This is a genomic window from Streptomyces sp. NPDC005648 (genome assembly GCF_040605395.1).
Lineage (GTDB): Bacteria > Actinomycetota > Actinomycetes > Streptomycetales > Streptomycetaceae > Streptomyces.
In genome coordinates this window covers 237,797-260,472 of record NZ_JBEXCS010000001.1, presented here as the reverse complement: position 1 = coordinate 260,472, position 22,676 = coordinate 237,797, and the positions used below count along the sequence as shown (strand labels likewise).

At 71.3% G+C, this 22,676-nt stretch carries 24 protein-coding genes; 13 read left to right on the top strand and 11 right to left on the bottom strand.

The genetic code is table 11. The annotated features are described in order from the left end of the window. Positions 1 to 112: 112 nt before the first annotated feature. Positions 113 to 1,177, top strand: coding sequence for a LacI family DNA-binding transcriptional regulator (locus ABZT17_RS01215; protein WP_356342245.1), 1,065 nt, complete (start codon positions 113 to 115; stop codon positions 1,175 to 1,177). On the opposite strand, the gene ABZT17_RS01210 is transcribed toward ABZT17_RS01215, so the two are convergent. From ABZT17_RS01210 to ABZT17_RS01195, 4 genes are read right to left on the bottom strand one after another with little or no spacing between them, the layout of a single operon-like run. Continuing rightward, the gene (locus tag ABZT17_RS01210) at positions 1,140 to 2,534 is read right to left on the bottom strand and encodes a glycoside hydrolase family 32 protein (RefSeq protein WP_356342158.1); all 1,395 of its coding nucleotides are present in this window, start codon (positions 2,532 to 2,534) and stop codon (positions 1,140 to 1,142) included. The two genes, ABZT17_RS01215 and ABZT17_RS01210, sit on opposite strands and share 38 nt — an antisense overlap. Further along, on the bottom strand, positions 2,531 to 3,385 hold the full coding sequence (locus ABZT17_RS01205) for a carbohydrate ABC transporter permease (protein ID WP_356342156.1): 855 nt from the start codon (positions 3,383 to 3,385) through the stop codon (positions 2,531 to 2,533). Before ABZT17_RS01205 ends, ABZT17_RS01210 begins: the two co-directional genes overlap by 4 nt. Before the next feature lie 13 nt (positions 3,386 to 3,398). After that, on the bottom strand, positions 3,399 to 4,349 hold the full coding sequence (locus ABZT17_RS01200) for a sugar ABC transporter permease (protein WP_356342154.1): 951 nt from the start codon (positions 4,347 to 4,349) through the stop codon (positions 3,399 to 3,401). Then, entirely contained in the window at positions 4,346 to 5,755 is a 1,410-nt protein-coding gene (locus ABZT17_RS01195) for an extracellular solute-binding protein (protein ID WP_356342152.1), read from the bottom strand. Before ABZT17_RS01195 ends, ABZT17_RS01200 begins: the two co-directional genes overlap by 4 nt. Positions 5,756 to 5,939: 184 nt before the next feature. On the opposite strand from ABZT17_RS01195, the gene ABZT17_RS01190 reads away from it, so the two are divergent. Beyond that, positions 5,940 to 7,499: a GH32 C-terminal domain-containing protein gene (locus ABZT17_RS01190; RefSeq protein WP_356342150.1), complete on the top strand. Its 1,560-nt coding sequence runs from the start codon at positions 5,940 to 5,942 to the stop codon at positions 7,497 to 7,499. Between the two features lie 70 nt (positions 7,500 to 7,569). Here the strand turns inward: ABZT17_RS01190 and ABZT17_RS01185 are convergent, their stop codons facing one another. Further along, the gene (locus tag ABZT17_RS01185) at positions 7,570 to 8,226 is read right to left on the bottom strand and encodes a TetR/AcrR family transcriptional regulator C-terminal domain-containing protein (RefSeq protein WP_356342148.1); all 657 of its coding nucleotides are present in this window, start codon (positions 8,224 to 8,226) and stop codon (positions 7,570 to 7,572) included. 130 nt (positions 8,227 to 8,356) lie between these two features. Here ABZT17_RS01185 and ABZT17_RS01180 point away from each other — a divergent pair, with 130 nt between their 5' ends. Next, positions 8,357 to 9,868 (top strand): amidase family protein, encoded by a 1,512-nt coding sequence (locus ABZT17_RS01180; RefSeq protein WP_356342146.1) that lies wholly within the window; start codon positions 8,357 to 8,359, stop codon positions 9,866 to 9,868. A gap of 260 nt (positions 9,869 to 10,128) precedes the next feature. After that, a complete protein-coding gene (locus ABZT17_RS01175; protein WP_356342144.1) occupies positions 10,129 to 10,521 on the top strand; it encodes a hypothetical protein in 393 nt (130 codons plus the stop codon). 32 nt (positions 10,522 to 10,553) lie between these two features. Here the strand turns inward: ABZT17_RS01175 and ABZT17_RS01170 are convergent, their stop codons facing one another. Continuing rightward, complete coding sequence (locus ABZT17_RS01170; protein ID WP_356342142.1) at positions 10,554 to 11,462, bottom strand: serine/threonine-protein kinase; 909 nt, start codon at positions 11,460 to 11,462, stop codon at positions 10,554 to 10,556. A 107-nt stretch (positions 11,463 to 11,569) separates the two neighbouring features. On the opposite strand from ABZT17_RS01170, the gene ABZT17_RS01165 reads away from it, so the two are divergent. From ABZT17_RS01165 to ABZT17_RS01145, 5 genes are all read left to right on the top strand, one after another. Further along, positions 11,570 to 12,115, top strand: a complete 546-nt coding sequence (locus ABZT17_RS01165; protein WP_356342140.1) for an RNA polymerase sigma factor — start codon at positions 11,570 to 11,572, stop codon at positions 12,113 to 12,115. Positions 12,116 to 12,142: 27 nt separating this feature from the next. Beyond that, positions 12,143 to 12,874, top strand: coding sequence for a hypothetical protein (locus ABZT17_RS01160; RefSeq protein WP_356342138.1), 732 nt, complete (start codon positions 12,143 to 12,145; stop codon positions 12,872 to 12,874). 182 nt (positions 12,875 to 13,056) lie between these two features. Then, a complete protein-coding gene (locus tag ABZT17_RS01155) occupies positions 13,057 to 14,070 on the top strand; it encodes a hypothetical protein (protein WP_356342136.1) in 1,014 nt (337 codons plus the stop codon). A 68-nt stretch (positions 14,071 to 14,138) separates the two neighbouring features. Beyond that, on the top strand, positions 14,139 to 14,804 hold the full coding sequence (locus ABZT17_RS01150) for a hypothetical protein (RefSeq protein ID WP_356342134.1): 666 nt from the start codon (positions 14,139 to 14,141) through the stop codon (positions 14,802 to 14,804). A 166-nt stretch (positions 14,805 to 14,970) separates the two neighbouring features. After that, on the top strand, positions 14,971 to 15,558 hold the full coding sequence (locus ABZT17_RS01145; RefSeq protein ID WP_356342132.1) for a sigma-70 family RNA polymerase sigma factor: 588 nt from the start codon (positions 14,971 to 14,973) through the stop codon (positions 15,556 to 15,558). Between the two features lie 55 nt (positions 15,559 to 15,613). Here the strand turns inward: ABZT17_RS01145 and ABZT17_RS01140 are convergent, their stop codons facing one another. Continuing rightward, positions 15,614 to 16,612: an NADP-dependent oxidoreductase gene (locus tag ABZT17_RS01140; protein ID WP_356342130.1), complete on the bottom strand. Its 999-nt coding sequence runs from the start codon at positions 16,610 to 16,612 to the stop codon at positions 15,614 to 15,616. A 121-nt stretch (positions 16,613 to 16,733) separates the two neighbouring features. On the opposite strand from ABZT17_RS01140, the gene ABZT17_RS01135 reads away from it, so the two are divergent. Continuing rightward, the gene (locus tag ABZT17_RS01135) at positions 16,734 to 17,609 is read left to right on the top strand and encodes a LysR family transcriptional regulator (protein WP_356342128.1); all 876 of its coding nucleotides are present in this window, start codon (positions 16,734 to 16,736) and stop codon (positions 17,607 to 17,609) included. Here ABZT17_RS01135 and ABZT17_RS01130 read toward each other — a convergent pair whose 3' ends face one another. The 3 genes from ABZT17_RS01130 to ABZT17_RS01120 form a co-directional block, all read right to left on the bottom strand. Next, entirely contained in the window at positions 17,610 to 18,548 is a 939-nt protein-coding gene (locus ABZT17_RS01130; RefSeq protein WP_356342126.1) for a chlorophyllase, read from the bottom strand. Between the two features lie 250 nt (positions 18,549 to 18,798). Continuing rightward, positions 18,799 to 19,365 (bottom strand): isochorismatase family cysteine hydrolase, encoded by a 567-nt coding sequence (locus tag ABZT17_RS01125; protein ID WP_356342124.1) that lies wholly within the window; start codon positions 19,363 to 19,365, stop codon positions 18,799 to 18,801. Between the two features lie 105 nt (positions 19,366 to 19,470). Further along, a complete protein-coding gene (locus tag ABZT17_RS01120) occupies positions 19,471 to 20,166 on the bottom strand; it encodes a type III effector protein (protein ID WP_356342122.1) in 696 nt (231 codons plus the stop codon). Between the two features lie 129 nt (positions 20,167 to 20,295). Here ABZT17_RS01120 and ABZT17_RS01115 point away from each other — a divergent pair, with 129 nt between their 5' ends. The 3 genes from ABZT17_RS01115 to ABZT17_RS01105 all read left to right on the top strand — a co-directional run bounded on the left by ABZT17_RS01115 (position 20,296) and on the right by ABZT17_RS01105 (position 21,830). Continuing rightward, a complete protein-coding gene (locus ABZT17_RS01115; RefSeq protein ID WP_356342120.1) occupies positions 20,296 to 20,730 on the top strand; it encodes an Hsp20/alpha crystallin family protein in 435 nt (144 codons plus the stop codon). A gap of 145 nt (positions 20,731 to 20,875) precedes the next feature. After that, a complete protein-coding gene (locus tag ABZT17_RS01110; RefSeq protein ID WP_356342118.1) occupies positions 20,876 to 21,271 on the top strand; it encodes a DUF2267 domain-containing protein in 396 nt (131 codons plus the stop codon). 163 nt (positions 21,272 to 21,434) lie between these two features. Next, the gene (locus tag ABZT17_RS01105) at positions 21,435 to 21,830 is read left to right on the top strand and encodes a DUF2267 domain-containing protein (protein ID WP_356342116.1); all 396 of its coding nucleotides are present in this window, start codon (positions 21,435 to 21,437) and stop codon (positions 21,828 to 21,830) included. 529 nt (positions 21,831 to 22,359) lie between these two features. Here the strand turns inward: ABZT17_RS01105 and ABZT17_RS01100 are convergent. Next, a complete protein-coding gene (locus tag ABZT17_RS01100; RefSeq protein WP_356342114.1) occupies positions 22,360 to 22,587 on the bottom strand; it encodes a hypothetical protein in 228 nt (75 codons plus the stop codon). Between the last annotated feature and the right edge of the window lie 89 nt (positions 22,588 to 22,676).

The following is a 22,676-nucleotide window of genomic DNA, read 5'->3' as shown; positions in this document are numbered from 1 at the left end:
GACCTCGTCCAGACCTGCGGAATCGTCCTTCTCGGGTGTTGGTCGCACGGCGTTCCCCGCCGATAGGGTGGACGGTGATCGACAGGCGGGCTGGGCGAGGGCGGCGGACGGCGTGGGTGGTGCCGAGGACAGCAGGAGCGCGGGTACCGGGCGTCCCACGTCCCGGGACGTCGCGCGGCTGGCCGGGGTGTCGCACACCGCGGTGTCCTTCGTGTTCAACGGCCGGGCCGAGGGCAACCTGTCGCCCGCGACCCAGGAACGCATCCGACAGGCCGCCGCTCAGCTGGGCTACCGCCCCGACCCCGTGGCCCGTGGTCTGCGCCGTCGCCGTACGGCCGTGATCGGGCTGGTCACCGATGAGATCGCGTCGTCGCCGTTCGCCGGCCGGCTGCTGCGGGGTGCCATGGAGACGGCGTGGGGCAGCGACCATCTCGTCCTCACGGTCGACTCCGGCGGTGATCTTGCCAAGGAGGACGCGGCCGTCGCGGAACTCCTCGACCGGCGTGTGGACGGCATCATCTACGCGGCGATGTCGTTGCGCCGGGTCCGGGTTCCGGAGGGACTGCACCGTATCCACTCCGTGCTCGCCAACTGTCTGCCCGAGGACGGCTCCCTGGCCGCTGTCGTCCCGGCGGAACGGGCCGGTGGCCGTACGGCGGCCCGGTTGCTGCTCGACGCGGGTCACCGCAGGCTCGCCGTGATCGGCGGCCTCGACGACATCGCCTCGGCGGAACGCACCCGCGGTTTCCGGGACGCGCTGCGCGCCGAGGGCGTGAGCGTGCCCGAGCGGTGGATCGTGCGCGGCGGCGGGGAGATCTCGGCGGGGTACGCGGGGGCGCTGCGCCTGCTCGACGGGGTCGCACCGGGCCGCCGCCCCACCGGAGTCCTGTGCTACAACGACCGGGTCGCGGCGGGCGTCCTGCACGCCGCGACCCGGCTCGGGATCGACGTCCCCGCCGATCTGTCGGTGGTCGGTTACGACGACCAGGAGCACATGGCCGCGTTCCTCACCCCGCCCCTCACCTCGGTGGCGTTGCCGCACCGGTCGATGGGCGAGACGGCCGCCCGGCTGCTCCTGGACGCCATCGACACCGGCCGTACGCCCCCCGCGACCGTCCGGCGCCTGGCCTGCCCGGTCGTCAGCCGGGCTTCCGTGGGTCCGGCGCCCGTCCGGTGACCCGGGCACCCGGCCCGTCGACCGTCAGCTCGGAGATGTCGCCGGGGCGCCGGTAGACGCGCTCGGTGACCATCGCCCTTTCCCCGACGAAGAGTTCGAGGAGGGAGCCGTCGACGAGCAGCCGCAGCGTGAGGTCGGGTCCCTTCGGCACCCGCACGGCGATCGGTGCGGAGCCCTCCCCGCCGGTCCGGGGCCAGCCGGTTCGATCGAGGACGACCGTTCCCTCGGCGGGGTCCGCCCGGACCGTCAACTCCCGCCCCGAGGCGTCCCGAAGCAGACTCACCGTGGTCGGCTCGCGCGCGACGACCGTCAGGTCGTACGACCGCGGAAGCGGAACCCTGCCCGGCCCGTCCGTGAACGGCTCGACCGCGCGCGGGACTTCGAGCTCCGGAGCCGGACTCACCCGCAGTGAGCCGTCGGGGTGGACGTCCATGACACGGGGTGCGGTGAGCACCCCCGCCCATCCGGCCCGGTCCACCTCCTCCTGCGGACGGGACTCCCACGACCAGCCCCACATCAGTGCCCGATGCGGCTCCTGGAGCACGGCGGGGGCGTAGAAGTCCCGCCCCAGGTCGAGCCGACCGCCGAACCGTGTCAGGAACCTCAACCCGCCCTCGCCGTCCCCTTCCAGACGACCCGTCAGATAACCGGTCGAGTAGGGATCTCCGTCCCACAGGGAGAGGAGGAGTACGTGGTCGCCGCCCGAAGTCCCGTACAGCTGCGGGCACTCCCAGCCCACCGCGCCCCGGTCGCCGAACACGCCCGCGGCCACCGGGTCCCGGCCGTCCAGCAGTACTCCGGCGAACCGCCAGTCGGTCAGGTCCTCGCAGTCGTAGAGAAGGACCGACGGTGTGCCGTCGGCGTGTCCGGCGCCGACCAGGGCCCAACGGCGGTGCGTGTGACGGAAGATGAACGGGTCCCGGAACATCACCACGTCCAGGCCCGGTGGCGGGCCCGTCACCACGGGTGTCGGCAGCGGCTTCCAGTCGATCAGCAGGTCGTCGTGCGGGTCGGCGGCCCGCGCCAGGCAGATGGTGCCGAGACCGGTGTGGTTCCGGTCGACTCCCGTGTAAACGGCGGTCGGTGTGCCGGCGTCGTCGACCACGCAGCCCGACCAGCACCCGGCTTCGTCCGGGCCGCCGGGTGTGGGGGTCAGGGCGATCGGGTGATGGTCCCAGTGGACCAGGTCGCGGCTGGATGCGTGGCCCCAGTGGATGTCGCTGTGGACCGGGGCGTTCGGGTTGTACTGGAAGAAGAGGTGGTGGCGATCGCGCCAACGGAACGGGCCGTTGGGGTCGTTGATCCAGCCCGCGGGCGGACGGACCCGGAACCGGGGTGCGTGGAGGTCGTGACTCACCGGTTGACTCCCGCCGAGGTGATGCCCTCGCGCAGCGGGCGCTGGCCGACGACGAACACGGCGAGGGCGGGAAGCATCGACAGCACGACTCCGGCCAGGACCACGGAGATCGACCCGGTGCCGAGGTTGCCCTGCAGGGAGACCAGGCCCAGCGGAAGGGTGTAGTTCCGGCCCGAGGTCTCCAGGATCAGGGGACGGAAGAACTCGTTCCAGTGGTAGTTGAACGCGAGTACGCCGACGATCGCCAGGCCGGGCGCGGCCAGCGGCGCGTACACCGAGCGGAAGATCCGCCAGGGCCCCGCGCCGTCCAGCATGGCCGCCTCGCCCAGGTCCTTCGGCATGCCGAGGAAGTACTGGCGCATCAGGAAGGTGCCGAAGGCGGTCGGGAAGGCCGGGACGATCAGGCCGAGGAGCGTGTCGGTGAGGCCCATCGACTTCAGCACCAGGAACACGGGCACGATGGTGACCTGCAACGGCACCATCATGGTCGCCAGGACCAGGCCGAACAGCGGCTTCTTCAGGCGGAACTCCAGGCGGGCGAAGGCGTATCCGGCCAGGCCCGCCGTGACCATCTGGCCCGCCGCGATCAGTGCCGTCACCAGCGTGGAGTTCAGGGCGAGCAGCCATACGTCGATCTGCTGGAAGACCCCCCGGTAGGCCGCGGTCGTCGGGTGCGTCGGGATGATCTGCGGGGGCAGGTCGAAGGACTGGGCGGGGGTGCGCAGGGAGGTGGAGACGGTCCAGATGACCGGGCCCAGCGTCAGCAGGGCGCACACGGTCAGCCCGGAGACGCGGGTCCAGGGGGCGAGCGAGTGGCGTACGCGGCTGAGGGTCATGGTTGTCTGGCTCATGCGGCTCACCGGCTCACTGGTAGTGGACGAAACGCCGGCTGAGCCGGAACTGGACGGCGGTGACCGCCATGATCAGGGCGAAGAGCAGCACGCCCACCGCGGACGCCTCGCCGAAGTCGAGCTGCTCGAAGGCCCGTTCGTAGATCACCATCACCACGGTGCGGGTGGCGTCGCCCGGCCCGCCGTCGGTGAGGACGTACGGCTGCTCGAAGACCTGAAGGGCGTTGATGATGCCGACCACCGACGCTACGAGCAGCGTCGGGGACAGCAGCGGCAGTGTGACGGCGAGGTGTTTGCGCAGACCGCTCGCGCCGTCGAGGGCGGCGGCCTCGTGGATCTCCTTGGGGATGTTGTTCAGACCGCCGACGAACAGCAGGAACGAGAAGCCGAACTGCTGCCAGACGTAGACCAGGATCACCGTGGCCATGGCCGCGTGCTCCGAGGTCAGCCAGGGCACGGGCGCGACGCCGACCAGGCCGATCAGCCGGTTGACCACCCCGAAGTCCTGGTTGAACAGGTACTTCATCACCACCGAGATCGACGCGGCGGACAGCACCAGCGGGAAGAAGAACGCCGAACGGAACACCGACCGCAGCCATCCGGGCATCCGTCCGTTCAGCGCGAGGGCCAGCGCCAGCGCGATCAGCAGTTGCAGCGCGACCGCGAGGACCATGAAGAGGAGCGTGTTGCGGAAGGAGACCAGAACGGTCGAATCCGTGAACGCCGTGCGGTAGTTGGCGCCGCCGGCGAAGCGCGGCGGGTCGATCACGTCCCAGTGGAACAGGCTCAGCACGACCGACCCGATGATCGGTACGACCGTGAAGACGACGATGCCGACGACCGTGGGGGCCAGGAACAGCGCGGCCAGCAACCGGGTACCGCGCTCGCGGACGGAGGGCCGCACGGCGACGGCGGGGGGCGTGGCGGGCCGTGGACGTACCGCAGGGACCTGGGTGTTCGTCATACCTCACGCTCCATGGCCCGCTCCAGGTCGCCCTGCATCCGGCGCAGCGCGGGGCCCACCGCGCGCGGCGAGGCCAGCGCGGTGCCGGTGTACTTGAGCAGGACGTCGGTCACCTCGGCGACCTGCGGCGGCGCCGGGATCGGGCCGGTGTCGGGAAACCGGTCGAGGGTGTCGTAGAAGACCTGCCAGTGCGCCGGGCCGCTCTCGGCGTAGCGGGCGGCGGTCAGCATCGAACGCCGGGCCGGGGTGGTCTGGTTGCTCCGGAACAGCCGGGTCATCGTGTCCCTGCGGGCGGCGTACTTGATGAACTCCCAGGCGGCCTCCTGCTTCCTGGAGGTGCGCAGCAGCGCGTAGCCGGCCGCGCCGAACTGGTGGCGCTGGGTACGCCAGCGCGGGAAGTACTGCACGTCGTAGCCGGCCGCCTTCATGCCCGCCTGCTGCAGCCCGCCCGCCCAGAAACCGCCCGCCGGTGTGACACCGACGCGGCCGGTCGAGAACACACCGACCAGATTGCTGCCGTTGCCGCCCTCGGGCCGGGTGCACAGGTTCTCCTGGACGAGGGAGGCGAGATAGCCGTACGACTCCTCGACCCGGGCGTCGGTGGCCTGCGGGGTCGTCCAGCGGAAGCCCCCGCCGCGCCCCTGACGGTCGGCGGCCGGGTAGAAGGCGTCCCACAGCCAGGAGCCGCCGGGCGCCTTGGACTCCTTCAGCAGGTTGGTGCCGTTCGCGAAGAGCCAGGGCACCACGCCGCCCCACAGCCGGTTGGTCCAGAAATAGGGCGTGAAGTGAGTGCCGCTCGCCCGTTTCATCTCCCGCAGCAGCGTGGTGAAGTCGTCGCGGCTCCAGTCGGCCGCCGGGAAGCCCGCGCCGGCGCGCTCGAGTACCTGCTTGTTGAGGTACATGTCGGCGGCGTTGAACTCCATCGGCAGTTGGTAGAGGTGCCCCTCGTACATCATCGACTCCACCAGTGAGGGGTGGACGTCGGCGAAGTACTCACGCAGCTGAGCCGCGTCCCGCCGCACCCAGCGGTCCAACGGCACGCCGAGCCGCCGGGCGAACAACTGGACGCCCTCGGTGGCCACGTACACGAGGTCGGGCGCGCTGCCCGCGGCGATCTGGGTGAGGATCTTCGCGAAGAAATCGGACCAGTCGACGGCCTGCACCGCGTTCACCCGCAGCGGGATGTCGGGGTGGAGGCGGTGGAAGCCCTGGGTGAGGGCGTCGACGGTGGCCGGGTCGAAGGCGGAACCGAGGGTGGCGACGACGAGGGAGCCGTCGTCGCGGCCGGGTATGTCGGCTCCCGTGAGCCGGTCCCAGCTCGCGGCGGTCGCGGCCAGGGCGGCCGCTCCCGCCCCGTAGGCGCCGTACCGCAGCAGCGTGCGGCGGGGGAGGTGCGAGTCAGTCATCCGACGGGCCTAACTCGTGTTAGAGCAGGGTTGATGCCCAGATGATGGGAACCGCGCAACAGGCCTGTCAAGGGTCGGGAACGCTTGACCTTTAACGAGTTAGGTCTACAGTCCTCGTTCACACGAGCCGCTGTTTCACGCCATGCGCGTGGTGTGTCATGAGTCATGGAAGGGGCGATGCGTCATGCCCGGAACCTCGGGGATCTCCCGGAGGGCGTTGTTCGCGGGGTCGGCCGCCGGTGGAGCCGGCGTACTGCTGCCCGCGGGAACGGCCACGGCCGCACCGAAGGCCAAGGCCGCGGTGAGCGGGGCGAGTTACCGCGCCGCGTACCACTTCACGGTCCCCGACCAGTGGAAGAACGACCCGCAGCGACCCGTCTGGGTCGACGGCGAGTACCACTACTACTACCTCTACAACGCCGACTACTTCACCGGCGTCGCCGGTACCGCGTGGCGCCTGGCCACCACCAGGGACCTGGTCTCCTTCACCGACCGCGGGGTCGCGGTACCCAAGGACACCACGCCCAACGGCGATCTCTGGTCCGGTTCGGCGGTGGTCGACACCGGCAACACCGCAGGATTCGGCGCCGGCGCGGTCGTCGTCATCGTCACCATGTCCCCCGGCGGCGGCACCGACCGGCAGGAACAGTTCCTGTACTACTCGACCGACGGCGGCCGGACCTTCACCCCTCACGGGACCGACCCCGTCCTGCCCAACCCGGGTGTCGCCGACTTCCGGGACCCCAAGGTGATCCGCGACGAGGACCGGGGCCGCTGGGTGATGGCCCTCGCCGAGAACGACAAGATCGGCTTCTACCACTCCGGCGACCTCAAGTCCTGGACGTACGTGGGCGGTTTCGTCCACGACGGCATCGGCGTCCTGGAGTGCCCCGACCTGTTCCGCATCACCGCCGGCGACGGCACCGTCAAGTGGGTGCTCGGCGCGAGCGCCAACGGCAAGGGCTCGGGGCTGCCCAACACGTACGCCTACTGGACGGGTTCCTTCGACGGCAGCGTGTTCACCGCCGACGCGAGCGACCCGCAGTGGCTCGACCACGGCTGGGACTGGTACGCCGCCGTCACCTTCGAGAAGCGGGACGCGAGCGGCGCGGTGGACGCGACCGCCCGGTACGCGATCGGCTGGGTGAACGACTGGGACTACGCCAACACCACCCCGACCATCGACTGCGACGGCTTCAACGGCACCGACTCCGTCGTCCGCGAGGTCACCCTCGAGAAGGCGTCCGACGGCACCTGGTACCTCGCCTCCCAGCCCGTCGCCGGGCTGGACTCGTATGTCTCCCGCACGGTGAACCTGGGCGACGTGGCCGTGGACGGCACCAAGCTGCTCGACTACACCGGCATCTCCTACGAGGTGACGACCGAGGTCACCTGGTCCCAACTCACCGGTGCCGGGATCCAGTTGAGACGCTCCCCGGACGGCGGCCGGCACATCGACGCCGGGATCTACGCGAACTACGCCTTCCTGAACCGCCGCAACACGGTGAACGCCGACACGTCCGGCAAGTGGCAGGAGAGCCACACCCCGTTCGACCCGTCCGCCGGCACGGTGAAGCTGCGCATCCTGGTGGACCGTACGTCCGTGGAGATGTTCGTCGACGACGGGCGCCATGTGCACACCAGCCAGGTGTTCCCGTATCTGCTGGACACCCGGCTCGCTCTGTTCACGATCGGCGGCGGCGCGGTGTTCCGCAACACGGTGGTACGTGAGTTCTCGGTGTGAGGTCGGCGGGGCGGGGCGGGGCCTGTGGCTCGTGCCTGCCGGGGCGAACGCGCTGTTCGAATCGGTTCGGTCAGTCGGTCGCTTCGGTCGCTTCGGTCAGTTCGGTTGCTTCGGTCAGTTCGGTCAGTTCGGTTGAGAAGCCGTGGATCAGGGCGGACAGGCCGGACGTGAAGGCCAGTTCGCGGTGTTCGGGGCCCGCGTCGAGCAGCGGTTCCAGGCCGGAGGGCGGATCGGGGCCGTCCGCGGTCGCGGCGGAGGGGGCCGACGGTGGCCCGGGGGCCAGGACCGAGCCGATGACGAAGTACTCGACGGCCCACACCAGGGGCAGCAGTCGGTCCTCCGGCCATCCGGCGGCACGCAGTCGGTCGAAGGCGGCGGCGTAGGCCTCCAGCGCCGTCGGTGACCGGACGGTCCGGACGGCGAGCAGGGGGAGGGCGCGGGGGTGGGCGGCGAAGGCGTCACGGTAGGCATGGGCCCAGGCTTCGAGCGTGGCTGTCCAGGAGTCGATGGTGAGGTCCAGCCGCATCTCCGCCACGATCCGGTCGCGGATGCCCTCGACGAGGTCGTCGCGCCCGGTGATGTAGGCGTAGAGGGAAGGGCCTTTGACGCCGAGCGCGGCGGCGACCCGGTTGACCGTGAGGGCCTCGGTTCCGTGCTCGTCCACCAGGTCGAGACCTGCTCGGACGATGGTTTCGCGGTCCAGCAGCCGACGCGGCGGCCTGCCCATCCTGCGTCCTCCTCTGTGACGTCGCCGGCGTCACGTGACCTGCTCGCCCTTGGCGGGCCGGGGTTGCCAGTGTAGTGTCCCGAGCCTTAAAACTATTGAGTCTAGTTTTACGAGGGGTGGGGGCAGGGGCATGGACTACGCGGAGTACCGGGCCCACGACGCCGTCGGGCTGGCCGGCCTCGTCGCGACGGGGCAGGTGACGGCGGCCGAACTGCTGGACAGCGCCATCGCGCGGGCCGAGGCCGTGAACCCCGCCCTGAACGCGATCGTCACCCCGATGCACGAGGAGGCGCGCGAGCAGGCCACGCGGACGCCCTCGGGGCCGTTCGCCGGAGTGCCCTTCCTCATCAAGGACCTGCTGCAGGACTACGCCGGGCTGCCGACCGGCAGCGGAAACCGGGCCCTTCGCTCCCTGCCCGCCGACGAGCACGCCGAGGTGGTGCGCCGTTGGCTGGACGCCGGACTCGTGATCTTCGGCAAGACCAACACCCCGGAGTTCGGCGCCAAGGGGATCACCGAGCCCGAGGCCGGCGGTCCCACGCGTAACCCCTGGGACCTCTCCCGCACTCCGGGCGGCTCCTCCGGGGGCTCGGCGGCCGCGGTCGCCGCCGGCATCGTGCCTGCCGCGGGCGCCAACGACGGCGGCGGCTCCATCCGTATTCCGGCGGCCTGCTGCGGGCTGCTCGGCCTCAAGCCGGGCCGAGGCGTCGTCCCCGCCGGCCCGCGCGCCGCCGAACACCTCCACGGCGCGGCGGTCGACGGCGTGCTCTCCCGCACCGTGCGGGACACGGCGGCGCTGCTCGACGTACTCACCGCCGCGCCCGACCCCGGGGGGCCGTACCTCGCCCCGGCCGGGCCGGAAGCCGGTTACGCGGAGTCCGCCCGGCGGGCGCCGCGGCCGCTGCGGATCGGCTTCGCCACCGACTCCCCTCTGGGGACCGCCGTATCGCCGCATGCCGTGGCCGCCGTCGAAGAGACCGCCGGGCTCCTCGAAGAGCTCGGGCACACGCTCGAACCCGCCCGCACCGGTATCGACGAGCGACAGCTCGCCTTCGACTTCCTGGCCATGTGGTCCGCGTCGCTCGCGGCCACCATCGACGAGGTCCGCGCCGCGACCGGAGCCGGGCGCTCCGGCTTCGAACTCGACACCCATCTGATCGCCGCCGCGGGCCGCGCCCAGCGCGCGCACCACTACCTCACCGCGCACCACCGCTGGAACACCTACGGCCGCCAACTCGCCGCCTTCCACCAGGACTACGACCTGCTGCTCACCCCCACGCTGGCCCGCCCGCCGGTCCGCATCGGGGAGCTGGACACCCCGCCCCTGCTGCGCGCGCTCGGCCGAGTGGCCCTCTCCCTCGGACTGGCCGGACGACTGAGCCGTACCGGCCAGTGGAAGGAGGCCGTGATCGCCAACCTTGAACCCGTGCCCTTCACCCAGCTCGCGAACATCACCGGCCGCCCCGCGATCAGCGTGCCCACCTACCGCACCCCCGAGGGCCTGCCCCTCGGCGTCCAGTTCGTCGGCCCGCTCGGTGGCGAGGCACTGCTGCTGTCACTGGCCGCGCAACTCGAAGAGGCCCGCCCCTGGGCACATCTGGAACCGCCGGTCGACGCCGGAGAAGCGCGAGTCGGGGCGTAGCGAGGCCGATACCCCGGCCGCTCGGTGCCAAATGCGCGACGGCAGACTGGGGAGCGTCGCCGACGTCGGTGACATGACCTACGTCCTGGGGCAGTGGGAGCCAGTCGATGGAAGAGCGAGTCCTGCGGCGGCGGTCATGGCCCGTCCTGAACGGGATCTTTGTCACCGCCGCGGCTGGGGTCTACCCCTGGGTGGTGCGAGTGAGCATGGATCGCGGACAGTATCGCGACCTGTGTTTCGTCACAGCGATTCTCTGTGCGGTGAGCGTGCTCTTCCTGCGGATGGGGACGTGCGCGGTCGTCCTGCGCGCCGAGTCACTCGTCGTCGTCAATCCCGTCGGGGCCCAAGAGGTCAGGTATGACGACATCCGCGCAGTGGTGGCCGGATCAGCGGCAGGCCTCAAGGTGGTGACGGTCCGCGGCGAGACCCTCTCTCCCATGGTGTTCGGCGGATCGCTGGTGGACCTCCTGTTCGGCACCTCGGAGAAGGCGGCCCTGGAGATCAGGCAACGGCTGCCGAGGGCGCGACGGCCCTCCGCGAAGGGGGAGCCGGTCAAGAGGACTCTCGTACGACCCTGCCGGCCGGCGGATGTCCTTCTGGCGGTGGCCGTGGTGAGCGGGATCGCCGGGGGAGTGATCGGGTTGATCGACTAGCACTCCGGCGCCGGGCCCCGGTGAGTCCGGGTTCAGCGGACCGACCAGGTCAGCACCGTTGTCACCAGGAACACGACCGCCGCCGCGAGCCAGACCACGAGGGGCCTCGGCCTCGGGGACCCGGTCGGCGCCTGCTCCTCCTCCCCGTGGGACGACAGCGCGTCCGCGAACGCCTGGGCCGTGCGAGGCCGGTTCTCCGGTTCCATGGACAGCGCGGCGCGCAGGAGAGCGTCGATGCCTGCCGGGGCACCCAGTTCCGCGGGGATCGCCGGCGACGACGACGGCGGTGCCTGCGTCGCCACGAGGGTGGCGCGACCGCCCGAACCGAACGGCTTGCGCCCGGTCAGCAGCTCGTACGTCACGACACCGAGGGCGTACACGTCGGCCCTGCCGTCGAACCCGCCGGTCTGGAAGGCCTGTTCGGGCGCCATGTACGCGGGAGTGCCCGTGGTCACCGTCAGCCCCGACGCGTCAGCCAGTTGCTTGGCGCTGCCGAGATCCGCGACGAGTACGGCCGTGGGCGTGCGGTCGACGTCGAGCAGGAGGTTGGACGGCTTGATGTCACGGTGGACCACGCCCGCGTCATGGAGCACCTGGACGGCGTATCCGGCCTCGGCCGCCAGATGGAGTGCCTCCTCGGGCCCGCAGTGCCCGACCTTCTCGGCCAGCGTGCCGCCTCGGACGTAGTCCATGACGAAGAAGGGGCGATCGTCCTGGACGCCCACGTCGTGCACGCGTACGACGCGTGGGCTGGAGATTTTTCTCAGCAGCCTCGCCTCCGCCAGGAAGCGCTGCCGCACATCGGCGTTCGCCGCCCAGTTGTCGGCCAGCACCTTGACCGCGACACAGGTGTCGAGTTCGGGATCGTATGCTCTCCAGACGGTCGCGAACGAACCGGCTCCCAGCCTGTCCTCGAGGAGATAACGACCTAGCTTCCGCATGCGACGCATTCTGCCCGAGACGCTCGGGCCCGCTGGAACTGCGATGCGGTCAGGTGGAGTCCAGGTCAGTGGAGTCCGAGGGCAGGCCGTAACGGGGGGAGAGCAGGATGATCGACGAAGAGGAGCTGGTGCAGCTCGTGGCGTCCGCCCAGGCGGGTGACCGGGCGTCCCTGGAACGCCTTCTCGTCCGGCTTCGGCCCACGGTCATGCGCCGCTGCTCGAGATTCCTTCCGCATCACGCCGACGCCGAAGAGGCCGCGCAGGACGCCCTGCTGTCCATCAGCACCCATCTGCACGAGTACAGCGGGCGGGGCTCGTTCCTCGGGTGGGTGACGGTGATCGCCTCGAACGCCGCCAGGTCCACGTACCGCTCGATGCGCCGACGCGCGGAGGACAGCCACGCGTTCCTTCCCGAAGGCGCCGACCCCCGTACGACGAGTGTCATCGCGGGGACCCGCCTGGACCTGATGGACTCGCTGGCCGCACTCGAGGAGCGGCATCCGGCCCTGGTGGAATCCTTTGTGCTCCGCGATCTGGGAGACCTGACGTACATCCAGGTCGCGGAGATCACCGACGCTCCCCTGGGGACCGTCAAGGACCGTATCCACCAGGCCCGTCGCTTCATGCGGGAGCGTCTGGCCAGTGGCCGCTGAGCCGAACGGGAAGCGGGAGGTGCCGCCGTGCGGACCCGGACGATCGCCGTCATCATGACCACAGCCGTCGGACTCGGCCTGCTGACGGGCGGCTTCGTCCTTCCCGGTCGCTCCGCTCCGGCCGGCCCGTCGCCGACGACGGGCACTGGTACTCCCTCATCGGCGTCGAAGCCCGCCCACGGACCTGTGACGGACGGGAACCTGCTGGCGGCGGACGTGTTCAGGAAGGCCGGGGTCTCCAAGCCCGTCCATGTGCGGGATCGCGTCGGGGACGGCAGATACGCCAACGCGGCCTGTGCCGGGGAGAAGACCCTCGGCCAGACCCTGGGCGGCCCCGGCGCGCACTTCCGCGGGTTCGTGACGACCGAGGACACGGACACCGACGATCCGACGCTGGCGGTCCGCAGCGAGGATCAGGTGGCCCGTGAGGTCGCCGGCGACGCCGGGACCCCGGCGTTGGCGCGGAACTTCGCCCAGCGCCTGCTGCTGGAGGAAGTGCCGTGCCAGACGGAACCGGCCGGCCGCTGGGTCTACGGCCCGACGCGCACCGTCGACGTCGCCCCGGGTGTCACCGCGAACTGGATGGGTTCCTACGACGGTGACCTGAACACCACCGGGACCGCGCCCCGCGGCAAGGAGCCGTGTGGCGGCATCGCCGTGCTCCGAAGCGGCTCCCACTACGGGATCCTGGAGGTCGACGCCTGTCTGGACACCGCCGCGATGACCCGGATCGTCCGTGCGGCCCTGACGCGGCTGTGAGACGGCCCCGCAAACTGATCTGGATCACGGAAATCGTCGCGGTCGTACGGCAGGAGCGGTTGTCTCCGCCGGTGCCGCCCTGATCGTCCTGCGCCCACCAAGTGCATATACGGACAAGAAGTGAATGTCCGGCGGCCCCTGCTCGTATCCATGAGTGAGGTCAGCGATCGGAGGTGCCGCTCATGGCCGTCGACGACCGGCAGGTCCAGCACTCGCCCCTTCGGGATCGGGGCGGTACCCCCTGGGTGACACGGCGGGGAGTGGAGATCGCGCTGGGGGCGCTGTGGCTGGTGGACGGGGTGTTGCAGTTCCAGCCGTCCATGTTCACCCGGGGCTTCTTCGTGGACACGCTGGGCATGGCGAACATGGGGCTGCCGGGACCCGTGGCCACGGTGGAGTACGACCTGACGAGCATGCTCGCCGCCCACCCCGCGCTGTGGAACGCGCTGTTCGCCTCCCTCCAGCTGGCGCTCGGCCTGGGCCTGCTGTGGCGGCGCACCGCTCGCCCGGCACTGGCTCTCACGGTCCTGTGGGCGCTGGGGGTGTGGACCGTGGGCGAGGGCTTCGGCGGTCTGTTCATGAGCGGCTCCGATCTGCTGACCGGTGCGCCGGGCGCGGCCCTGCTCTATGCGCTGGTCGCCCTGGCGCTGTGGCCGCGCCCCGATCGCCCCGACAGCCCTGGCCGCCCCGACCACTGCGGCCTCGGCACGTCGAGCATCGCGGACGGCGGTGTCCTGGGCGGGGCGGTCGGGCGCTGGGCGTGGCTGGTCGTATGGGTCGCCACGGCGGCGCTGGAACTCGAACCCGCCGCCCATGTGCCCGCCGCCCAGCTGTCCGACACCGGCGAGGGCGAGCCGGCCCCGATCGCCGCCGTCAACCACGCCGTCGGCGGGCTGGTCGGCGGCTGGTCGACGGTGTTCGTCGTCGTTCTCGCGCTGCTCGAAGTCGCTGTCGGCGCGGGTGTCCTGGCCCCGCGCACGCGACGGGTGGCCCTGTCGGCCGGTATCGGACTGGCGGTCGCGGGCGGCCTCCTCGGCCAGGACCTCGGGGGACTCCTGACGGGCCACGCCACCGACCCCGGAACCGGCCCTCCTCTGGTGCTGTTCGCCCTGGTCCTCTGGCCACGAAGGCGTCGGGCCGAGGGCCTGAAGAGTTCCCGTCGATTTCCATGGTCTGGATCACACACTGTGGATTGAGTGTGGTCCCCTGTGGATTTCCGTACCCCCACCTGACGAGCGACGCCCGGATGCGAGGATGAGGCGCCATGACAGCAGGGTGGTGTTCTCGCACGGTACGGGCCGCGGTGTTCGCGGCCGTCTGTGTGCTGCTCGCCGCCCTGGGCCACATCCTGATGTCGGGCAACGACGTGCCCCCCTGGGCGCTGACCGCGGCAACGGCCGCAACCGGCATCGCGGGCTGGTGCCTCGCGGGGCGGGAGCGCGGGCTGCCGTTGATCGTGACGGTCGTGATCGCCGCCCAGACGGTGCTGCACAAGACGTTCTCACTGGCCCAGTCGATGACGGCGGCGGCGTCCGGGTCGTCGGCCTCCATGGACATGGACGATATGGGCTCCATGCACATGGGCTCCATGGACATGCCCCACATGGGTGTGGTCCACATGGGTGCGGCCCCCATGGGTCCCGCTGCCGCAAGTACTTCACCTTCCACGGGCATGCTTGCCGCCCACCTGCTGGCCGCGCTGCTGTGCGGGCTGTGGCTGGCGTACGGCGAGAAGGCCGCCTTCCGCATTCTGCGTGCCGTCGCCGGATGGCTGGCCGCACCGCTGAGGCTGCTGCTGGCCCTGCCGGACACCCCGGAGCACCCCCGCACGCCCAGGGGGCGCCGCCGCTCGGACCGGGCGCCGCGACTGCTCCTCCTCGTCCACTCGATCACCTCTCGGGGCCCGCCCACGGGCACGGCTGTCGCCTGACGACAGCTGGTTTCCCGAGGCCGCCCGTGTGCGCCTCGGGCCATGGCCGTACGACCGCACAGGCTCTGTAGCGCCGCGGTGCCGTAGGCCGTCTCCCCGCTCACCGGACCGCCCGCGTGCCCTTGCGCGCGCCGGTGCGGATCACGGATCCCGAGAAGGACACCTGGTGATTACCGACGAGTCGATCACGCATTGCGCCCTCGCCGCCCGAGGCGGCGACGTCGACGCGGTCGAGCAGTTCGTGCGCGCCCTGCAACGGGACGTCCGGCGCTACGTCGCCCATCTGTGCGCCGATCCGCAGATCGTGGACGACCTCGCCCAGGACACGTTCCTGCGGGCGCTGGGCAGCCTGCACCGCTTCGAGGGCCGCTCCTCGGCGCGCGCCTGGCTGCTGTCGATCGCCCGCCGCGCCGTCATGGACAGCTACCGGTACGCCGCCGCCCGCCCGCGCCCGTCCGACGTGGCGGACTGGCAACTGGCCGTCGAGCTGGCCCAGCCGCGCGGCCTGCCCGGCTTCGACGACGGCGTCGCGCTGCTGGATCTGCTGGCGGCGCTTCCCGACGAGCGCCGGGAGGCGTTCGTCCTCACGCAGCTGGTCGGTCTCCCGTACGCGGAGGCCGCCGCGGTCAGCGACTGCCCGATCGGCACGGTCCGCTCCCGCGTGGCCCGCGCCCGGGAGAGCCTGATGGACCTGCTGGAGGAGGCGGAGGAAGAGGAAACGGAGGAACCCGCCGCGGTGCCGGCGACGGTCTGAGCACCGTCCGTCCGCGCCGCGGGGAACTCCTGGACGTCTTCCGGGCCGACCCCGCTCACGGGATCACCGTCAGCACGATCTTGCCCTGGATGTGGCCCTGGGCGGCTCGCGTGTGTGCGCGGTCCGCCTCGGACAGCGGGTAGGTGCTGTCCACGCCCACCTGGAGCCTGCCCTCGTCGAACAGGCGCCCGATCTCGGCGAGTTGGGGGCCGTTGGAACGGACCTGGATGTTGGAGACGCCGATGCCCAGACGTGCCGTCACTTCCGGGTCGTACTCGGCGAAGAAGACCGGAAGGATGGTGCCGCCGCGCCTGAGCACGCTCAGGAGGCGTGAGCCGGCCGGGCCGCCGACGGTGTCGATCACCAGGTCGACGCCGTTGACCACGTCCGCGGCCGTCGTCGTGGTGTAGTCGATGAACTCGTCGGCGCCGAGCTTCCGCAGGAACTCCTCGTGCCGGCCCGAGGCCACCGCGATGACATGCGCCCCCTTCCACTTCGCCAACTGCACCGCGAAGTGGCCCACTCCACCGGCCGCCCCGTTGACCAGTACGGTCATCCCCGGTGTGATCGGCACCGGCCGGTGCACCCGGCCGGTGAAGGGGGACGGCACGTCGTGGCCGAGATCGACCAGGTACTGCCAGGCCGTCAGCAGGGCCATCGGTGCCCCGGCCGCCCGCACATGGTCGATACCGGCCGGCTTGTGCGCCAGGTCGGAGGCGGGCGCGGCCACGTACTCGGCGTACGTCCGGCCGTCGAACCCGGGGAACCGCAACATGCCGAAGACCTCGTCGCCGACGGCGAACCCGGACACGTCCGGAGCGACCGCACGGACCATGCCCGACAGGTCCGTGCCGGGGATCAGGGGGTACTCCAGCGCCGGCCTCATCTCGGCCGGCATGACCTTCATCCCCTCCCGCAGATACCAGTCAGGCGGGTTGACGCCCACCGCGTGCACGCGGACGAGCACCTCGCCCGGACCGATCTCGGGGAGCGGCACCTCGTCGTACCGCAGGACTTCCGGCCCGCCCGCCTCATGGAACTGGATCGCCTTCATCGCGCCTGTCGCTTTCTCGGGGAAACGTCGTTCCTCCAGTCAAGGCCCGGGACGGCAGGGCCGTCCAAGACCCCTTCGGCAACCGGTCATTCCGAAACGGCATGACGCGTACGCTGCACGGATGAACGATCTCGGACAGGATCTGGAACTGCGGCTGGTGCGCTACTTCACCGTGGTGGCGGCGCACCGGCACTTCGGCCGGGCCGCCGCCGAACTGCACGTGGCCCAGCCCGCGTTGAGCCGCCAGATCCAACGGCTCGAGAAACACCTCGGCGCCCGGCTGCTGGACCGCACTCCCCAGGGCACCCGGCTCACTCCGGCCGGCCGGACCTTCCTCCCCCGGGCCCAGGACCTGCTGCGGGCCGCCCGCCAGGCCGAGTTGGCGGTACGTGAGCACGCGCGGACCGAGCGGATCGCCATCGGCTACGTCGAAGACCTGCTGATCACCGCCGCCGTACGGGAACTGCGCGACCGTCACCCCGACGCCGAGATAGCCACCCGGCATCTGAGCTGCGGCGACGTAGGGGCGCTGTCCGACGGGCGCGTCGACGCCCTGATCGCGCGGACCCCGCTGCCGCTCACCGCCGACGACGTGTCCACCACTCCGCTGTACGAGGAGCCCCGGATGCTCGTGGTCCCGTACGGCCATCGCTTCGCCGGGCGGGCATCGGTGCGGGTGGAGGAGCTGGCCGGCGAGGAGGCGGCGCCGTGCGCGTTCGAGACCGGGGACTGGACGTCCTACCGGATCCTCGGGGCCGGTGTGCCGCCGATCGAGAGCTACGAGGACAAGCTCGAACTCGTCGCGAGCGGCAGGGCGATCGCCGTGCTGCCGGCCGGCGACCGGCGCAGCTCACTGCGCCCCGGCCTCGTCAGCGTCCCGATCGAGGGCGCTCCGCCCAGCCAGGTCGTCCTGGTCACCCGCAAGGGCGACCCGAACCCGATGATCAGAAGCCTCCGCCTGACCGCCGAGACGGTGCTGACCGCCTCGGCTGCCTGACTACTTGCTCTCGGTGCTGAAGCCGCCGACGCGTTGGCCGATCGGGTCCGGCGTCGCGTGCCGGGATTCCGCGTCGGTGTTCAGGACGTCGTGCAGGTAGGCGGAGACCGCGTCGGCGACGAGGACGACACGGGCGGGGTCCTCGTCGGTGGTGTCCCTGACGGCCTCGCCGGAGATGCCACCGAAGAGGTGCTCGGCCTCGGCGACGGTGAGCAGTCGCTTCGGCGCGGGACTGAGGTGGTAGGCGTCGGTGAACCAGTCCGGCCCGCGGGTGGACATGGCCGACTGGTCCTTTCCGCCGGCGACCACCAGGGCGGGGGTGGTCATGCTGGAGAAGTCCGGGCGCGCGAACGGAAGGTACTTGAGCGCGAAGGGTGTCAGGGTGTCGCCGGTGCCGGTCGCCGCGATGAGTGCGCCGGCCTTCACGGCGGGGTGGGAGAAGTCCTCTCCCGGCCTGCCCTCGCTGTCGAACACACGGGCACCCAGGAGGGCGCCGGCGGTCTGCGCTCCCCAGGAGTGCCCGACGACAGCGAGGCGATCGCGGTCGACGCGGCTGATCAAGCCGCCCACCACCTGCTGGAGGATGCCGTCGAGGCCGTCCAGGACCGCGTGCAGATCGGCTATGCGCACACGCCAGATGGTGGCGAAACGGGGATCGTCGAGCCCGATGCCGTTGCGCCGCGAGTCCGGATGGGTGGGCTGGACCACGACGAACCCGGCGGCCGCCCAGCGGTCGACGAGGGGCTCGTACCCGTCCATCGACCAGGCGTTGCCGTGGGAGAAGACGATGACGGGCAGCTCTGTCCCGTCGACAGGCGCGGTGACCTTGACCTCCAGTCCCGTGCCCCCTCGCTCGGCGGCGGGCACGGGAATGGGCTTGACGGCGACGACCCGACGGCCGAGAGAGGGTGTCCGACCGATACCGGAAGAAAGTTCCATGCCCTCGACGCTAGGGACCCGACAGGCACCGGTGGGTAACCTGCGGTGCGTTAGCACCCGGGGAACCAAGGGGCGGTGGGGACGGTACTGATGGGCTGCGTCGCGGTTGGGCCGTGACAGGGATTCCGGCGCCTGCTCCAGCACCACGTCGGCCGGCTGCGCGGTCTCGGCGTACGGGCCATTCCCTGCCCGTCGCGTTCACGGGCACCGGGTTCCCGGGTGGGGCTCGTCGATGCGGCTGTTCAGCCGGTCACCCCGGGTCCCGGAAGCCGATCTCCTTCGCCGCGACGATCCGGGCGCCCATGTTGCGTTCCATCATCTCCAGCGCGGCGGCCTCCAGATGCGGGTGGATGCAGGCGACGGCGTCCTTCGGCAGCGTGACGTCCAGATGGCGGATGTGCGCGTCCAGGGCGGAGTACAGCACGCACTGTTCGGTGACCTGGCCGGTCAGCACCAGGGTGCCGACGCCCAGCTGCCACAGGAGGTAGGACAGGGGGGTGTCGTAGAAGATCGAGTGCCGGGTCTTGAGGACGAACAGGGAGTCGTCGTCCGGGCGGATCGGTTCGACCAGGTCGGCGTGCGGTCGTGACAGCGCGCTCTCCACGAGCTCGCCGTGGTGGGAGCGCCACAGCCCGAAGTTGTCGTTGACGTAGATCACCGGGACGCCCGCGTCACGGGCCCGGGCGATCAGCTTCGCCAGGACGGGCACGGCGCGTTCGGCCGCGGGCAGCAGCAGCTCCGCGTCCTCGTGGTCGTAGGTGTTGATCATGTCGATCACGACGAGCGCGCTGCCGTCGTCGCTTCCTGGCTCTGACATGGTGAACCCCGGTTCCGGACCGTGTGTGACGGGCACCGCTGACGAGTACCCGGTGTCCACCGGGTCGTGCATGGCGCCTCACCGCGAGGTCTTCGAAGCGGTCGCTCAGGCCCGGCCCCGGCGTTGGTCTCCGCTGTCGCGGCGGAGCCGGGCGGTGTGGCGGGCGAGGTCGTCCACGCGTGCCGCGAGGTCGGGATGGCCGGGGGCCAGGTACGGGTGCGTGCCCGCCAGGGGAGCGACCAGGGCGGCCGGGTCGCTGTCGGCGAGAGCGGTGGTGAGCTCGGCGATCGGGGTGCGGGCGGCGGCGGGGAGGTCGGTGAGGGCGGTGATCTGGCCGGCGAGCTGGCGCAGACCGGCGGCGTTGGCGTGGGCCCAGGTGGTGACGGTGCGGTCGGCGGCGCGGCGGTCGCGGGTGGCCTGTACGCGCTCTTCGCCGGTGGAGCCCGGGTGGCCGGGGCGGACGCGCAGATAGCGGCGTTCGGCGGCCTGACGGCTGGAGACCCCGAGCGGGTGGGCGAGGTCGGCCCAGCTGGCGCCGGCCCCCCGCGCGGCTTCGATCAGGCCGGGCTCCCATTCGGCGAGCTGCTCGCGTGCCTCGCGCAGCAGCAGTAGCGCGGCGAGGGCCTGCTCCGAGCTGGTCCGGCCGAGGGCGCCGTCGGGGGTGGTGCCGTCCGGTGCGGTGCCGTCGTGTGCGGTGCGGGCGGTGTGCAGGGCCTCGTGGATGGTGTCCAGTGCCGCCGCGGCGGCGAGGAAGGACGCCGGTGTGAGACCGCTGGGGTGGGGTCGATCGTCCCTGGTCATCGGGCCTCCGGCAGTGATGTCATCGTATGGATGACGCTGAACTTGTCATCGCTTGGATGACATGTTACAACGATGGCAGGTAAACGCATTGGCACGGTTTTCCGACCTGAACGCTGGAGGTGTTTGACGATGTTGATGCGTACCGACCCCTTCCGTGAGCTCGACCGGCTCACTCAGCAGCTCCTGGGGACGAACGGAACCTGGTCGCGGCCGTCGCCGATGCCGATGGACGCCTACCGGGAGGGCGACGAGTACGTGATCGCCTTCGACCTGCCCGGTGTGGCCACGGACGCCATCGACATCGACGTCGAGCGGAACATGCTGACCGTCAAGGCCGAGCGGCGGCCCGCCGCCAAGGCGGACGACGTGCAGCTGGAGCTGTCGGAGCGCCCGCTGGGTGTCTTCTCCCGTCAGATCGTGCTGGCGGACACCCTGGACACCGAGCACATCAAGGCGGACTACGAGGCCGGTGTGCTGACGCTGCGCATCCCGATCGCCGAGCGCGCCAAGCCCCGCAAGGTCGCCATCCGTGGCGAGTCCGCGCGCAAGGAGATCAGCGGCTGAGTCCCCGCCCGGCCCAGCCGTGTCCGTCCTGTCCGAGGACAAGGACAAGGACAAGGACGGGGGGGCCGGGGGCGGCCTTCCCTCTCCGGGGCGGCCCCCGCCCCCCCGCCGCCGCATGTGCCTGCCGATACACAGGGGAGCAGCGATGGTGATGCGTTGGGAGGCGTTTCTCGACCGGATCGAGGAACGCGGCGCGTACGAGTCCCGTCAGGAGGCCGAGCGCGCGGCCCGCACGGTGCTGGCGCTGCTGGGCGCGCATCTGGTGGGCGAGGTGAGGGCGGATCTGGCCGCCCGGCTGCCGGAGGATCTGGCGCTCGTCCTGCTCAATCCGCTCCGGGCGCGCGAGCCGCTGTCCCCCGAGCGGTTCGTGCGGGCCACGGCGGCGTGGATCGAGGGAGCCACCGAGCGGACCGCGACCTGGGACGTGAGCGCCGTGCTCAGCGTGGTCGCGGACGCCGCGGGCGAGGAACTCACCCACAGCATCCTGCTCCAACTCCCCGCAGGCTACGACCTCCTGTTCGGCCACCCCCAGCCGGCCTGACCCAGCCCCCCACCACGGGGCACCCCCAACACCCTCGCCCCGACCCCAGCCAAGACCTCCGGTGCCCCTGGCCCTCGGGTCTTTCGGCCATGGATGACCCCATACGAGAAAGGCAACCGCGTCAGCGATGATCTCCCAGCAGCCGTCCCGGTCCACTGTGGGTATGACGTTCGAGCAGATGCTGGAGCGTGTGCGTTACGAAGGCGCCTACGCCACCCGTGCGCAGGCGGAACAGGCCGTGCGTGCCGTGCTGGCCGCTTTCGGGCGTCAACTCACCGGCGACGAACGGGTGGAGCTCGCCGCCAGACTGCCCTACGAGGCCGCTCTCACCTTCACCTCGGAGATCCCGGCCGCCCGCCCCCTCACCGGCTGGGGCTTCGTCAAGGACCTGGCGTCCCGCACCGGCGGCAGCCCGGCGACCACCCGCTGGGACGTCGGCACCGTCTTCCGGATCGTGGCGCAGCTCACCGGCGAGGAACTCCTGGGCCGTATCCTCGCCCAACTACCCCCTGGCTACGGCCTGTTGTTCGGTCGCGCCGAACTCACCCAGGCGGCCTGACGGCGAGCGGGCGCAGTCGATGTCGGGGACGCCTAGAACGGGCGGACGCGGGTAAACGGGAGCGGTCGGCGGGGAGGCGGCGCAGCGCTTGGGGAGGTCTGGCGCCGCCTCCCTGCCGGGTCGGCCCTCTGCGGGGCGGGCGCGCGGCGCCTGCGCTGTCCCCGGGCTGTGCCCGTCAACTCGGTGGCGTAGCGGCTGGGGAGGGCCGGTGCGGCCTCCCTGCCGGGTCGGCCCTCTGCGGGGCGGGCGCGCGGTGCCTCCGCTGTTCCCGGGCTGTGCCCGTCAACTCTGTGGCGTAGCGGCTGGGGAGCCGGTGCCGCCTCCCTGTCGGGGCGGCCGTCTGTACGGCGCCTCCGCTGCCGCCCCGGGGCTCTGCCCGTCAACTCTGCGGCGCAGCGCCTGGGGAGGGCCGGTGCCGCCTCGCTGCCGGGGCGGCCGTCTGTGGAGCTGGTGCGTTGTGCCTTCGTCGTCACCGGGCTCCGCCCATCGGTCGGTACAGCGGACGGACGGCCTGGAGCAGAGTCGGGGGTCACGCCCCGGCGAAGACCCAGATGACCCCGGGGTTCGATGTGCGGATGTCGACGAACATGAGGCAGACCGAGGCGGTGCCCAGGAGCGCGGCGGCGAGCGGCAGGGAGAAGGAGCGGTGCCGCCGTTCGTCGCGCATGCCGTGCGTCAGGCGGCGGTCGCCGCGCAGCGACTGCTCGATGCCGGTGAGGATGAGTCGCCCGCGCGGCGTCAGCCGGACCCGCTCCATGGCGGCGACTCGATCCTCGCCGCGAACGGCGTCGCTCCGCCGGGACCGACCGCGTCTCCGTAACGCTGCCCAGGTCCGTGAGCGGCACC